9 protein-coding genes are annotated in these 14584 nt (G+C 62.6%); 3 read left to right on the top strand and 6 right to left on the bottom strand.

The genetic code is table 11. The features are described from left to right. Positions 1-55 precede the first annotated feature (55 nt). Genes HPTL_RS05630 through recD form a run of 3 tightly spaced genes read left to right on the top strand, consistent with a single transcriptional unit; the run spans position 56 to position 8699 of the window. Positions 56-3406 carry an exodeoxyribonuclease V subunit gamma gene (locus HPTL_RS05630; protein ID WP_170141285.1) on the top strand — a complete coding sequence of 1117 codons (3351 nt, stop codon included), beginning with the start codon at positions 56-58 and terminating at the stop codon, positions 3404-3406. Further along, complete coding sequence (locus HPTL_RS05635) at positions 3406-6837, top strand: UvrD-helicase domain-containing protein (protein ID WP_119335097.1); 3432 nt, start codon at positions 3406-3408, stop codon at positions 6835-6837. The genes HPTL_RS05630 and HPTL_RS05635 overlap by 1 nt, the downstream gene beginning before the upstream one ends. A 14-nt stretch (positions 6838-6851) precedes the next feature. Continuing rightward, entirely contained in the window at positions 6852-8699 is a 1848-nt protein-coding gene (gene recD / locus HPTL_RS05640) for an exodeoxyribonuclease V subunit alpha (protein WP_119335098.1), read from the top strand. A 51-nt stretch (positions 8700-8750) separates the two neighbouring features. On the opposite strand, the gene HPTL_RS05645 is transcribed toward recD, so the two are convergent. The 6 genes from HPTL_RS05645 to HPTL_RS05670 are packed head-to-tail and all read right to left on the bottom strand — an operon-like array spanning position 8751 to position 14570. Continuing rightward, entirely contained in the window at positions 8751-9152 is a 402-nt protein-coding gene (locus HPTL_RS05645) for a type II toxin-antitoxin system VapC family toxin (protein ID WP_119335099.1), read from the bottom strand. Further along, the gene (locus HPTL_RS05650; protein ID WP_119335100.1) at positions 9149-9391 is read right to left on the bottom strand and encodes a FitA-like ribbon-helix-helix domain-containing protein; all 243 of its coding nucleotides are present in this window, start codon (positions 9389-9391) and stop codon (positions 9149-9151) included. The genes HPTL_RS05645 and HPTL_RS05650 overlap by 4 nt, the downstream gene beginning before the upstream one ends. 57 nt (positions 9392-9448) lie before the next feature. Then, positions 9449-10984, bottom strand: coding sequence for a 4-hydroxy-3-polyprenylbenzoate decarboxylase (gene ubiD / locus HPTL_RS05655; RefSeq protein WP_119335101.1), 1536 nt, complete (start codon positions 10982-10984; stop codon positions 9449-9451). Beyond that, positions 10974-12860 carry a peptide-binding protein gene (locus HPTL_RS05660; RefSeq protein WP_119335102.1) on the bottom strand — a complete coding sequence of 629 codons (1887 nt, stop codon included), beginning with the start codon at positions 12858-12860 and terminating at the stop codon, positions 10974-10976. The genes ubiD and HPTL_RS05660 overlap by 11 nt, the downstream gene beginning before the upstream one ends. Continuing rightward, entirely contained in the window at positions 12857-13744 is an 888-nt protein-coding gene (locus tag HPTL_RS05665; RefSeq protein ID WP_119335103.1) for a TatD family hydrolase, read from the bottom strand. Before HPTL_RS05665 ends, HPTL_RS05660 begins: the two co-directional genes overlap by 4 nt. A gap of 22 nt (positions 13745-13766) precedes the next feature. Continuing rightward, a complete protein-coding gene (locus HPTL_RS05670; protein WP_119335104.1) occupies positions 13767-14570 on the bottom strand; it encodes an enoyl-CoA hydratase in 804 nt (267 codons plus the stop codon). Between the last annotated feature and the right edge of the window lie 14 nt (positions 14571-14584).

The following is a 14584-nucleotide window of genomic DNA, read 5'->3' on the forward strand; positions in this document are numbered from 1 at the left end:
TTACGTTATACTTTCATTTCGTCGCGAAATCCAAATCCCCACGTTTGTCACCACCGTGCATTTCATCCTCCACGTCAGCAACCGCACCGAAATTCTTCTGGCGCATCTGGTCGATCTGCTCGAGCATGCGCCGCCGCAACCGTTCGAACGCCTGCCCTTCTTGATCGCAGGCCGAGGGATGGAGCGGTGGCTCGAACACCAACTGGCGCGCCACTTCGGGATTTGGGGGAACGGTGAATTCCTTTTTCCCCACCATTTCTTCGACCGGTTGGCCGAAACGTTTGGCGTGACGCTCGATGCCGCGCCGTTGGCTCGGGAACGGACGCGCTGGCGCATCGAGGCAGCGTTGCGCGATCCTGCGTTTGCCGCGACGCTGCCATTCCCCGGGATCGCAGAACCGGATGCCGCGCGGCAGCGTTTTCAGTTGGCCGAGCAGCTCGCCAACCTCTATGACCAGTACCAATTGTTGCGCTCCGATTGGCTCGACGCTTGGTCGCAGGGGCAGAACCCGCTCGCGAACGACCCTCACGCGTCTTGGCAGATGGCGCTGTGGCAAAAGCTTGCGATTGCACCCCACCGCGGGACCTTGTGGCGGCAATTGATCGAACGGCTCGCAGCGCTTTCGGAAGCGGAGGTGGCGCAGCTTCCGCCGCAGATCTTCGTCTTCGGAGTGAGTTATCTTCCTCCGCTCATGCTCGAAGTCTTGCTCGCGCTAAGCGCCCATGTTCCGGTGCACCTGTTCACCCTTTCGCCGTCCGAAACGTACTGGGGCGACATTCCCAAACGGGAAGCGCGGTTTGCTTACCTGAGCGATCCCAACGGCTTACCTGAAGGTACGCACCACCCGTTGCTGATCGCCTACGGGCGGCATGGCGCGTACTTTCAGCGCCTGTTGCTGGAAGCGCAAGCCATGGCCGAACTCACCCATTTCGAACGGCACCAACCCACCGATCGCCCGGTGACCCTGCTCGAGCATCTGCAAAACGACCTCTGCGACAACACGTTATCCCCGCTGCCGCCTGATGTCGAGCGAAACATCCTCTTTCACCGTTGCCATACGCGGCTCAGAGAGGTCGAAGTCCTGCGGGATCGGATCCGAGCCCTGTTGGCGGAGACGCCCGATCTGGTGCTTGACGAAATCGTGGTGATGTCGCCGCAAATCGACCAGTACCGCCCCTTCATCACGCCGCTTTTTGCCGACATTCCGCACACCATCGCCGACCGGACGGTGGTCCATGACGCGCCCGCGCTGCAATGGCTCCTCGATTGGTTCGCGCTGATCCAAGGGGATTTTGCCTGGGACGAGGTATGGGATTTCCTCCACCAACCGTGGGTGATGGCTCGGTTCGACCTCACCGCCGCCGAGCTGGAACTCCTTTCTGAGATGGTCGTCGAGATCGGCGCGGTGCGTTGTGACCTCACGAGCGAGACCCATCGCAACGACTGGCTTTCCGGGCTGCGCCGATTGCTGTTGGGCGCCGTCTGTGATGCACCCGATACCGTTTGGCACGCATTCGCTCCAGTCGGCGCGTGCGAAGGCCAGCGGATGGCGCTCCTTGCTCCGCTTTTCGCGCTGTGGGAACGGATGCGCGAATGGCGCGATCTTGCGCACCACCCAGACGGGTTTTCGCTACCGTTCTGGCAAAAGGAGCTGCGGCGCTTGGCGCAATTTTTCTTTCCTGATGACCCGCAGCGCCTACCGCTCGACGAGGCGATCGAAACATTGGGTGAAGAGGCAGCACCGCTCACCGAAACCGGCACGCCCATCGGGTTTGCCACGATTGCCGCCTGGGTGGAATCTTTGGGGGCGGAACGGCGCAACAGCCGGGGTTTCTTGCAGCGGGGCATTACCTTTTGTGATCTGCTGCCGATGCGTTCGATTCCGGTCCGTGTTCTTTTTCTCATCGGCATGGACGATCAAGCCTACCCCAGGCAACAGCGGGCGCCCGCGTACGATCTGCTGCGGCGCCATTTCCGTATCGGCGACCGCGACCTACGCAGCGAAGACCGCTATACCTTTCTCGAACTGTTGCTGTGCGTGCGCGAACGGCTGGAAATTCTGTGGCAAGGGCTGACCCCGGACACCAACGCCAAGCGGCCGCCTGCACAGGTGGTGACCGAATTGCGGGAAGTGCTGGAATACGGGTATGGGCTGCCGGTTGAGCGCGACGACGCGCTACCTCCGCATACGCTCACCATCAGCCACCGTGCCTTTCCGTTCCACAGCCGTTACTTCGCCGCGGACACCCCGAACGTGCTGCGCGGTCGCGATAGGGACCATTACGCGATCTGCGTCGCGCTGCGTCACGCAGCAGATGCCTCGTTGGCGCCCGCGGTGGGCGATTCCAGACTGCCGCCGTTGCCGTGGCCAACCCAAGCGCTGGCCCTCGAGACGCTCGCCGCTGCGCTCTCCGCACCGATTGCCTGGCGTTTGGCCCAACATGGCGTCGCGACCGATCCCCTTGTGGAACCGCCGATGCCGCGCGCCAAATTGGTGGCGGATGGCCTCGACGAATGGCGTTTGCGCGAACGCCTCAACGAAGGTGCCCAAGCCCGTTCGGCTTCATGCATGGCATGGGACGAAACCCTGCCCAATGCTACCCTACAACGCGCGCAGGCCGAAGGAGTCTGGCCGCTGCACCCAAGTGGCGCGCGCCGCGCACAGGAAGCATTCGCTCACTTTTCGACCCTTTGGCAGGCGTATCGGCACGCCTGTCCGACTTCGCCCACACCACAGACCTATTCGGTGACGATCGACGACTGGACGCTCACCGACACCCTCCCCGTTGCAGGGAATCGGACGTTCGTCGCCTTTCACCCCCACCGAGTCACCAAAAAGAACCGACTTCAGCTCTGGTTGCGCCATCTCCTGCTCTGCGCAAGCGACTCGGGCGGTTGGCACACGCACCTCTACGCGTTCGACCGAACCCCGAAAGCAGACACAGCGGCGATCGTTTTACAACACCCGCCGGTCAGCGCAGCGGAGGCGGCGGCAGAGCTCGCGCAGTGGCTCGCGCTGTTTTCCCGAACGCTTAGCGCCCCCTTACCGTGGCACGCCACGTGGTGGGACACGTGGTGGGACAAATGGCGGTCCTCGCCACCCGAAAACAACGAACGCGATGCGAAGCGGGAAGCAAATTGCCGCGCCGCGTGGTTCGAATCGGCAGAGCGCGCAATGGGCATGCGCCAAGGGCACGATGGGGGAGACCACACCGATCCCTCGCTGCTCTGGGCCTTTGGCAACCGTTCCGAAAGCGCGCTCTATGCGCTATTGCAAGAGAGCTACGCGTTATTGCTACCACGGCTCGAATTTTGGGCACAGAAAAGCCAAGTCATCCCGCTCTCCGGTAGCGCCGAAGCCAACTCGGTTCCAAGCGAAACGGGACGAATGGGGGTGAAACCGTGATGCAGGCTGCGCCGTTCGATCTGTACAACGACCCGCTCCTACCGGGTATCCACGCGATCGAAGCGAGCGCCGGAACCGGCAAAACCTACACGTTGGCTCAACTGCTCGTCCGCCTGGTCGTCGAGAAGGCGATTCCGATCGACCAAATCTTGGTGGTCACCTTTACCCGCGCTGCAGCGGCCGAACTGCGCGAACGGATCCACCGCCGTTTGACCGAGGTGGAACTGGCGTTGCACACACCACTCGACGATCCCTCTATTGTTCCTGATGATCCCTTTTCTCTGTGGCTGGCGCGACTCGATCCCAACGCGGCGCGCGACCGTCTGCGTCGCGCGAAAGGGTTGCTCGATCTGGCGCCGATCACCACGATCGACGCGTTTGCGATGCAGGTAGCGCAAGAGGAAGGGTTCGCGTTGGGCATATCGCCCGCGGCAACGCTGCTCGAGGACGAAGCGCGGTTCGACCGACCGCTCATCGACGCGCTATGGCAAAGGAGCGCCGTGTTGCCGCAACTCCTACAAGACGCGGTGGTTGCGCGTTATCCCACACCGGACAAGCTCGCTTCCGACTTTCGCCGCCTGGGTCCGAACGCGCGGTTCGCCTCCCCTCCCGATTGGCAAACCCTTTGGGAAGCGCATGAGGCGCTGCATGCCGAGTGGCCGCCAGCCCGTTTGCGTGCGCTTGGGGAACTTTCAGAAGAATTGTTATGTAAAATAAACGCGCGCAGCCGCGGAAAAGTCGAACGGGAACTCATCGCGCCCCTTCGTGCTGGCGAATTGCCTATTTTTCGCGACGCCACAGGCGGGGTACTGACGTACCTGGAAGGTACTGCGCTACCCAAAAAGGTCCCGTTCGAGACGGCTTTTTCCCCAGAAAATCGGGCGCATGCCGTTGCCGAATGGCGTGCGCTCGACGCGGCGCTACGCGCCACCCCTCCGCTCGACGCAGTGGTCGAAGCCTGGTTCGCCGCACAATTTCACCGATGGCAGGAGTGGCGTGCCGAAGAGCTGGTCCGAAACGACCGCTTCACGTTCGATTCCCTCAAACGCCGCTTGGCGGATCGACTCACCCAAACACCGCACCCGCCCATCTGCACCCGATTGCAGGAGCGGTTTGCCGCGTGTCTCATCGACGAATTTCAAGACACCGATCCTGATCAGTGGCGGGTTTTTCGCACGATCTTCACGCAGTCCCACCATCGGCTCTTTCTCATTGGGGACCCCAAACAAGCGATCTATGGCTTTCGCGGGGCCAATCTGGAGACCTATTTCACGGCGATCGACACCGCGCACCATCGCCACACGCTCACGACCAACTATCGCTCGCACCCTACCCTGATCTCGGGCTTCAACCAACTCTTCGCAAACGACGCGAACCCGTTCCTCGATTCGCGGTGCGTCGCGCACGAAATCGCCGCTGGGCGTTCGCCCGATGCGCTCGGGTTTCGGCTGGGCGCTACGGAGATGACGCGGATTCGGGTAGTAGCCGTAGAAAACGGCGGCGATAGCAGCGCCGAGGCGCTCCGTCGTGCCGAACTGTGGTGCCTTGCGGCCGATATCGTCACCACGCTCGAAACCGGTTGGTTGTGGGAAACGGAGAACGGCGCCCGGCGTGAACGCCCTGTGCGTCCGGGTGATATCGCGGTGCTCACGCCAACGAACGACAACGCCCTTGCGGTTCAAGAGGCGCTGCGGGCAGCGGGGGTGCCGAGCGTGCTCACCAGCCGCACGTCCGTTTGGCTGAGCGACACCGCCGCGGAACTGATCCGCTTGTTGGAAGTGATCCGCAACCCGGCGCGGTTACCCCAACTCAGAGCGCTGCTCCTGGGGCCGTTTTTCCAGTGGTCGGTAGCGCAGCTCGAAGCCGACGAGGCGGTTGCGACCATTGTCCAAGCGCTGGAAGCAGCGCAGCGCACCTGGCAACGCGAAGGGGTGCTTGCAGCGCTCCTAGCGCTTTTTTCGCAGTGCGGTATTTGGGGGACGCTCGCGCGCTTACCCGATGGCGAACGGCGGGTGGCCGACGCGCGCCACCTCATCGAACTCCTCCAAGAAGAGGCGAGCAGCCGCGGACGAACGCCCGAAGCGCTCCTTAGCTGGGCGCGAGCGCGCCACCATGGGGGTGGCGGCACGGATGACGCGCAACTGCGCTTGGAGCGCGACGACGACGCGGTGACGATCGTCACGATGCACAGCGCGAAAGGACTCGAATACCCGATCGTCTTCCTCTACAACGCCTGGCGGAAGCAGCGATCAGCAAGTACGCCGCTTGCCCTCCCCTTGCCGGATGGCACGCGCGCAAGTTTCACGGAAGCCGACAAAGCGCGCTACAAGACCCTAGCCGAGCAAGAGGCCCGCCGCCTCTTTTACGTTGCGTGTACCCGGGCGCAGCGTCACCTCACGCTCTATTGGCCCCAGCGGTCGAGAGCGGACAACAATCCGTTGGATCAACTGGTCGGCAACCGCCGCTCCCAGCTAGAAGCCTCCTCGGCTTTTTACTTCGAAACGCGGGTTCCCCCCACGCACCTGGCGCGTTGGCAGCACTCCGAAGATCCGGTTACCTTGCAACCGCCAGCGGAACCCCCGCACGAACGCATCACACAAGGCGCGCGGCAACGCACCAGTTTCACTGCGCTTGCGCGCGCGGTCACCCCAGACGAGCGCGAAACCCCGTGGAGCCGCTGGCTGGATGAAGCAACCGACCCGTTTGCGGCAAGTAACGTGGAAAGCGATTCCAGCGGGATTTGTGACCCGCTGCCGGCTGGCACTGCGTTTGGGATCTTTGTCCATGAATGGTTGGAGACCATCGACTTTACCGACCCCGACTGGTCGTGCCTCGAACCTTTGTGGCTGCGCCGCGGCCTCTCTGGCCCCATTCCCGAAGCGGCGCTGCGCACCCGGCTCGCCGCCACTCTCGCTGCCGATTTGGGTGGGTTCACGCTACAGGAGGTGCCGCGTCACGCCACGTTTCGCGAACACCCTTTTCTCTTCGCGGTTGACGCGATCGATCTCGACGCGCTCAACGCTCTGCTTTCGCGCCTCGATCCCGGTTGGCGGCCGTTGCCGACGCGCGACACGCTGCGCGGGTACGTTACGGGGGTGATCGACCTGATCGTCCATCACAAGGACCGCTACTCGATCATCGACTACAAAACCAACCGCTTGGCGCGGTACGACGCCCAAACCCTGGCGCAGGCGGTGGCGCACCACCGCTATACCCTGCAGGCGCTCCTCTACACGGTGGCCGTGGATCGGTTGCTCGCGCGCTTTCAGCCCGGGTACGATCCCCACCGTCATCTGGGGCCTGTTCACTACCTCTTCATTCGCGGAACCGTAGCCGGAACGTCGCACGGAATCCATACGTTCGCGTTCCCACCGCCATTGCTCGACGAAGCGCGGCGGATCCTGGGCGTGGCCGCTGCCGCGTACCGCTAGCGAAAGGAACCCCGATGGAACCGCAAAGCGAAACGACCCAATCGGAACGGGAACGCGAAGAGACGGCAACCACGATTTTGGCGCGCCACCTCGCCCAAACCTTCCAGGCTGTTTCCTCTCCTCCCGCTGGTGCGGATCGAAACGTGGTCGATGAAGCGGAGCGCGCGGGCAAGGCGGTGGAACGCTTCGTGGAGGCGCTTTTGGAAGCCCTTGCCGAGGGCAATACCGCTCTCCAGTTGACTGCCGAAACGGCCGCTTGGTTGCGGCAACAACCGTGGGTTTCGGACGGCTCGCGATTCGCGCCTGTGATCCTTACGGGGACGCTTGCGCAGTTTCACCGCTACTGGCTAGCGGAACAGACCCTGGCCGCTTTTTTCGACGCGCGCGTTGGCATTGGCGCCAATTCCCAAGGGTTACGGAAAGCGGATATCGACCCTGCCGAGACCGCGCCGCTCGATCCCGAATTTCGTGCAGCCGCCGATGCGTTCGCGCTCGAAGCGGAAAAGCGCACGGTGATCGCGCGCGCGCTCACACTGCCGGTGGCCCTCTTGACCGGAGGGCCGGGCACCGGCAAGACGACGACGCTCGCCTGGTTCTTGGCCGCAGCGCTTCGGCGTCATCCTGAGTTGCGGATCGCGCTCGCTGCGCCCACTGGGAAAGCGGCGCAACGGATGGGGGAAGCATTGACGCACGTGTTACCCGAATTGCCGCTTTCGGACGCTGCGAAAGCATGTCTTTGTGCGCTCACCCCACTCACGCTGCACCGTCTCTTGGGCATCGGGCGCAGACCCGAACCGAGCTACCACGCGCAACGGCCACTGCCTTACGACCTGGTCGTGGTCGATGAAGCGTCGATGGTCGATGTGCTGCTTCTTGCGAAACTGGTGCGCGCGCTTCCCGCTACCGCGCAGCTTCTGCTTATTGGAGACCCCAACCAACTCGCCTCCGTGGAAGCCGGCAACGTCTTGGCCGATCTCGTCGCGCGCTACCCGAATTGCCACCTGCCTCTTTCCCGCAGCCACCGCTTCACCGCCGCGATTGGGGCGTTTGCGGATGCGGTGATCGCGGGCAACGGTGACGCGGCGTGGCAGATGCTGTCCCCTGCGGACGAAGCGGTGTTGCGCTCTCTTTTCGCGTCGCATGAGTTCCCCAAAGATCTTCCTCCATTGCGGCTCCAACCGACCGCAGCGGAACTGTTCGCGGCGATCGATCGCGGATTTCAAAGCGTGTTGGCCCACCTTGCCGTTGCGCCCAACGGAAGCGACTTTTCGAGCGTTGCCGCGTACGTGCGCACCCTCTTTGCGCGCTACCGTGTCTTTCGGCTGCTCAGTCCCTTACGCCACGATCGCCGCTATGGCGTGCGTGCCCTCAACGCCCGAATTGCCGAACATTGGCACCGCGCGCACCGCATCCCGTTCGTCGGTACGGGCGCGGGAAGACCGATCCTGCTTGGGCAGCCGATCACGATCGAAAGCAACGACTACAGTCTTTCCCTCTTCAATGGCGACCAAGGGGTGGTCTTTCCGTGGCTAGGGACGCTTTTTGCCTGGTTTCTCGACGCCGACGCGCCGCACGGGGTGCGCCCCGTGCCGCTTGCGCAATTGCCCCATTGGGAGAGCGCGTGGGCGCTCACCGTACACAAAGCGCAAGGGTCGGAATTCGACGCCGTGTTGCTCGTCTTACCTGCCGAGACCGTCACCGTAGCGACGCGCGAACTGCTCTATACCGCGATCACCCGGGCGAAACGCGGGTTCGTTTTCTGGGGTACCGAGGACGCTTTTCGCGCCGCAGTCGCGAATCGGACGGTTCGAGTCAGTGGTTTGGGTGGCGCGGTGGTTGGATCTGGTGCTTCTGCACGTTGATTCTTATGGGCCTTTGGCGGGATTTATTCGTCAAGGCCATGACGGCCAGAGTCACTCGCAGAAGGCGGTCAAAAGCATTGCCGTATCCGGGAAGCAGGTTACCAATTTGCGATCCATGGTCACAAGCTTGATGTCAAGCGCTTTTGCGAGCGCCACAAATTCACAATCATAGGCTGAGCACCCGCTGTGGTGTGTCAGTGAAAGAACGTCCAGCGAGGTTACGTCGTACTCCTTACCCTGAAACAGCGTTTCCATTTCAGCTTGGATTGCCAGCGCCTGGTCGAAACGGATCAACCCTTTGCGCAGGTAGAGCGAAAGCACATTGCGGAATTCGCTGCGCCAGAGAAAAGGAACCACCCAATCCGGGTCTCGAATCAGAAGCCGCTCCGCTGCTTCCGTATAAGGGGACGGCATCACCAGATAGACGATGAGATTGGTATCAGCAACGATCACGGCCGGCCTTCCTCGATCGCCTGTTGGATCTCCTCAGGTGATACGGCAGATTGCGGAATGTCTGCACGAATCTTGCGAAGACGTTCCAACCGTTCCTCGGGTGGTACCTGATGCGGTCTCAGAGCAATCTCAAGACAGTGGATCAACTCGCTGTTGATGGAACGGTGGTTGGCCTTGGCGACGATTTTAAGCCGTTCGTAGAGATCCTCAGGGATATTCTTGAGCGTGATGGTAGCCACAGCAAAAATCTCATCGTCTTATTTGCACAACCATTATGGTTCCACTTCGATGGAAAATCAAGTCTCTTCTGTGCGATCCGATCCCTGCTTCAACAACCCCTCCAACCCCGCTTCCGCGGCGGCGACGATCTCCCGCGGCATGGTGATCGGTCTGCCCCATTCGCGTGTGGTTTCGCCTGGCCATTTGTTGGTGGCGTCGATCCCCATCTTGCTGCCCAAGCCAGCGACGGGGGAGGCGAAATCGAGGTAATCGATCGGGGTGTTTTCGACCACCATCGTGTCGCGCGCGGCGTCGACGCGGGTGGTGAGCGCCCAGATCACCTCCGGCCAGGAACGGATGTCGACGTCGTCATCGACGACGATGATGAATTTGGTGTACATGAATTGGCGCAGGAAACCCCAGACGCCGAACATCACGCGGCGGGCGTGGCCGGGGTAGGCTTTTTTGATCGCAACGAGCGCCAGCCGATACGAACAACCCTCTGGCGGCAGGTAGAAGTCGACGATCTCCGGGTATTGCCGCTGCAAAAGCGGTAGGAAGACTTCGTTCAATGCCATGCCGAGCACCGCCGGTTCGTCCGGTGGCTTTCCGGTATAGGTGGTGTGGTAGATCGCGTCACGGCGCATCGTGACCCGTGTGACGGTGAGCACCGGGAATTCGGCCCGTTCGTTGTAGTAACCGGTATGGTCGCCGTAGGGGCCTTCCTGCGCGGTGTCGCCGGGGTGGATGAACCCTTCCAGGACGATTTCGGCGCGCGCGGGAACTTCCAGGTCGCCAACGCCCGCGGCGGTGAGTTCGGTCTTTTCACCGCGCAGTAGGCCTGCGAACTGATATTCGGAGAGGGTGTCGGGAATGGGGGTGACCGCGGCAAGGATCGTTGCCGGGTCGCAACCGAGCACCACTGCAACGGGAAAAGGTTCGCCCGGGTGGGCTTTTTGGTGTTCGGCAAAATCGAGCGCGCCGCCGCGGTGCGAGAGCCAGCGCATGATCACTCGGTTGCGGTCGATGAGCTGTTGGCGGTAGATACCCAGGTTCTGCCGCTTTTTGTGGGGGCCACGGGTGACGACGAGCCCCCAGGTGATGAGTGGCGCTACGTCCTCTGGCCAGCAGCGCTGGATAGGCAGTTGCGTAAGATCCACCGCGTCGCCTTCCCAGACGACTTCATGCACAGGGGCGCGGCCGACCCGTTTCGGTCCCATGTCGAGCGCGCGGCGCAGAAGCGGCAGTTTTTCCCAGGCGTCGCGCCAACCGCGCGGCGGTTCCGGTTCTTTGAGGTAGGCAAGCAGCCGCCCAAGGTCGCGCAGCGGCTCGCGCCAATCGCCCGATTCGGGGAGCTCTTGCCCCATGCCCCAGACGATGCGTTGTGGCGTGCCGAAGAGGTTGGTGAGTGCCGGAAAATCGTACGCAGTTCCGTCGCTGCGCGCCGGCTGGGTGAAGAGCAACGCCGGCCCTTCCCGTTTGAGCGTTGCGTCGCTCCACGCGGTCATTTCCAGGTCGGGACTGACCGGTTGCGTGACGCGCAACAGTTCTCCGCGCGACTCGAGAAAGGTCAAGAACGCCCTTAGGTCGGGAAAACGGAGTTCATTGGCCATAGCGCTGTTTCGCTTTCGGAACATAGATTTCGATCGGCACGAACCCGATGTTGAGGCCCAGCCGTGTCTGCTGAAGGTTCGCGAACCGGCGGTCGACGAACGCGAGGGTCTTGCGGCGAACCAAGAAGGTGTAGGGCTGTTCTTCGACAAGGATCCGTTCGGCTTGCCGCCACAGTTGCATCCGTTTCGTCTCGTCGATTTTGCTGCGCGCCGCTTCGATGAGGCGATCGAACTCGGGGTTTTGGAACGAGACGAAGTTGTCTCCCCCTGGCCCGGCCTGTGACGAGTGAAAGATTTGATAGAGGTCAACCTCGACGCCAGAGGTCCACCCTAGCGTAATCGCGTCGAACGCCTTCTGGTTGAGGCGTTCGAGCATCACCGACCATTCTGTGGGGTCCGGTTCGAGAAGGATTCCGGCGCGCGCATAGAGATCTTTCAAGAGAAGCACCATGCGGCGCGTATCGTCGTTGTCTTGGAAGAACGTGAGCTTGAAGCGAAAGGGTTCGCCAGCGGCGTTCACCAGGACGCCGTCATTGGCGCGGCGATGCCAACCAGCTTCGGCAAGAAGCGCAAGCGCCCGTTCGAGGTTCGGGGGCTCGGGGCGCAACGACGGGTCGTGTTGTGGACTGCGCGGGTTGAAGGGGCTGACTGCCGGTTCGGCGTACCCGAGGAAGATTTCGCGGATGATGCGATCGCGGTCGGTCAAAAGCGTGAGCGCTTGCCGCACCCGTTTGTCGGCGAAAAACGTCGGTTTGCCGTCGCGAAGTGGGTTCCATGCGATGAAGCTGTAGCCAGCGGTTGGGGCGAGGTATTCGAACCGTGTCGCGCGCGCGGACAAACGCGTGTCGGCTTTCAGGCGTTCGTATTCGACCGGGCGCGCGCCGTAGAGATCGATTTCGCCATTGCGAAACGCGGTAAGCCGCGCCGTTTCGTTGGTGATCACTTTCCAGACGAGGCGCTCGAAAGGTGGCGCCACCGGTCCCCAATAGCGGGGGTTGCGCTCAAGCTCTACGATTCCCAGATCGGGCCGCCACGATTCCGGGTTACGCAAGCGATAGGGGCCGGTGCCGAAGAGCAACGCCCGCGAGCGGTTGAAGGTTTCGGGCTCGGAAAGGTAGCGTTCGTAGTAGTGGCGCGCCAGGATCTCCATCCCGCCTGCGAGCGCGAGTGCGTCGTAATAGGGTTCGCGAAAGCGAAAGCGGACCGTTCGGGGGTCGAGCGCTTCCACCGCTTCGATCTTTTGCAGGTAGGCCCGTGCGCGCGGCGCGGCGATCCGTTCGTCCATCACGAAGCGGAATGTGAAGACGACATCGTCCGCGGTAAGTGGGGTGCCGTCCGAGAAGCGCACGCCCGGACGCAAGCGGAAGGTGAGTGTTGTCCCCGTTTCGTCGAACGACCACGATTCGGCGAGTAACCCCTGCCACGCCAAGGTTTCGGGGTCGCGCACCAAGAGTGACTCCATCACGTAGGATTGCACTTCGGCGGCATAGGCGTCCGACGAAACGTACGGCGTAAGCGTTGCGATTCCCGTTGGTAGCGCCCGGACGAACCAATCCCCTTCGGCAAAATCGGGACGGGTGCGTGCGTGCGCGGCGCGCGCAAATGCGCCGAGCGCTGGCGGAGTTGCTGCGAAATCGTGCGCCGAATCCTGCGCAGAATCCCGCGCATCTGGTGGTGGCGACCCACCGCCCGTTGCCATTGCGCTGACGCTCAACCGGGCAAGCTGTTGGTTGGCGTAGCGCAAGTCCTGTTGCAGCTCGCGTAACTGCCCTTCCAACCGCCCGACCCGTTCCCATAGGCGGTCGTTTTGCCACATCGCAAGGAGCAAAAGGAGCGCGAGCGTCACCCATTCGAGCAGCCGACCCCAGCCGTTCATCGCGCTGGCTCCAAAGTGGCAGTGAGCGGGGTCGTTGTGCGGAGGCGTTGCAGCTGCGGGATGACCCGCAGTGCGTTTTCGGTAGTCGCCGAGGCGATCGCATCAAAGTCCGCTCCGCGCTGTTCGGCCAAAAAGGCCGCGTAGCGCACGAGATCGGCCGGTTCAGTCCGGCGTGTTGGGCGGCTATCGGCCCATGCGGGCGGGATATCGGGGGCGTCGGTCTCGAGCACGATCCCTTCCAGAGGCAGTGTGCCCGCAAGCCGTTGCAGGTGGTTGGCTCGGGGGTGGGTCATCGCGCCGCCAAACCCCAGACAGAACCCGTGCGTGATCAAGTCTTCGGCTTGCGCCACCGAACCATTGAAAGCGTGGATGATACCGCCCGGAAGGTTGGCTTTGCGCACCCGGATGCGAACATCTTCGACGGCGCGGCGTGCATGGCAGAGCACAGGAAGCTGCAGCCGTTCGGCCACCGCCAGTTGCGCCTCGAACCAGACGACCTGCCGTGACCATGCAGGAGTGGTAACGAAGCGGTCAAGCCCGATCTCTCCGATCGCGACAGCGCCGTGCTCAGTAATCCACGCTTCGAGCGCCGCGCACGCGAACGCGGCTGCCGCTGTATCGTCGAGCGGCCGCCCCGCCTCGGCTTCGGCCCAGGCGTGGGCGTGGTCGACGAAACAGGGGTGGATGCCCCAGGCATGCGCGAGCGCCGGAAAATGGGCAAGCCGCGCCCGTTGGCTCGGCCACTGGCGCGGCTCGACCGCCGGGATGACCGCAGCCGCAACGCCCGCGCGCAGTGCGCCTTCCCAGACCGCTGCGCGATCGGTGTCGAACTCGGCGGCGTCGAGGTGCAGATGGGTATCGATGAGGGAAATCGGTGGTGGCATCCGTTACCGCAGCCCCTATGGGTCACACTACGTTTTCGGGTGCAGGCGTGTGCTGGTAGCGCGGGGTCCGTTTTTCGATGAACGCGTCGATCCCTTCTTGGGCATCCGGGTGCATCATGTTGCACGCCATCACTTCGGATGCGAGCTGATACGCCGCGTCGATCCCCATTTCGAGTTGACGATAGAAGAGCGATTTACCCATCGCGATCGAGGCACGCGGTTTGGCTTTGATCGAATCGGTGAGCTTATTGATCTCGTCGTCGAGCGCGTCAACCGCGACGACGCGGTTCACCAACCCGAGCGTCTGCGCCCGCTCCGCGGAGATGAATTCGCCGGTGAGCAGCATTTCCATTGCCGGTTTGCGGCCGATGTTGCGGGAAAGCGCCACTGCCGGAGTCGAACAGAAAAGTCCGACCGTGATGCCCGAGACTGCGAAGCGCGCGACATCGGCGGCAACAGCCAAGTCGCAGGTGGCGACGAGTTGGCAACCGGCTGCGGTGGCAATCCCGTGGACACGCGCGATCACCGGCACCGGTAACGTCATGATCGTTCGCATCACTTTGGTGCAGAGTGCAAAGAGGTCGCGTTGGAATTCCAAGGTGCAGTTCGCGCGCATCTCTTTGAGGTCGTGGCCGGCACAGAAGGCTTTGCCTGCGCCAGCAAGGACCACCGCGCGCACCGCTTCGTCCGTTTTGGCGCGTTCGAGTGCAGCGAGCAATGCTTCGAGCATCGCGCGGGAAAGCGCGTTGAACTGGGCGGGACGGTTGAGGGTGAGCGTCAAGACGCCATCGTCGAGCGTCTCTAACACGAAGGGTGCGTCGTTCATTGGAGCTCCTCCTT

The sequence above is a fragment of the Hydrogenophilus thermoluteolus genome (genome assembly GCF_003574215.1).
Taxonomy (GTDB): domain Bacteria; phylum Pseudomonadota; class Gammaproteobacteria; order Burkholderiales; family Rhodocyclaceae; genus Hydrogenophilus; species Hydrogenophilus thermoluteolus.

Excerpts from the sequence above, each read along its gene's own strand:
- HPTL_RS05635 (WP_119335097.1), top strand. The coding sequence starts at position 3,406 with ATGCAGGCTGCGCCGTTCGATCTGTACAACGACCCGCTCCTACCGGGT.
- recD (WP_119335098.1), top strand. The coding sequence starts at position 6,852 with ATGGAACCGCAAAGCGAAACGACCCAATCGGAACGGGAACGCGAAGAG.
- ubiD (WP_119335101.1), bottom strand. The coding sequence starts at position 10,984 with ATGGCCAATGAACTCCGTTTTCCCGACCTAAGGGCGTTCTTGACCTTT.
- HPTL_RS05660 (WP_119335102.1), bottom strand. The coding sequence starts at position 12,860 with ATGAACGGCTGGGGTCGGCTGCTCGAATGGGTGACGCTCGCGCTCCTT.
- HPTL_RS05665 (WP_119335103.1), bottom strand. The coding sequence starts at position 13,744 with ATGCCACCACCGATTTCCCTCATCGATACCCATCTGCACCTCGACGCC.
- HPTL_RS05670 (WP_119335104.1), bottom strand. The coding sequence starts at position 14,570 with ATGAACGACGCACCCTTCGTGTTAGAGACGCTCGACGATGGCGTCTTG.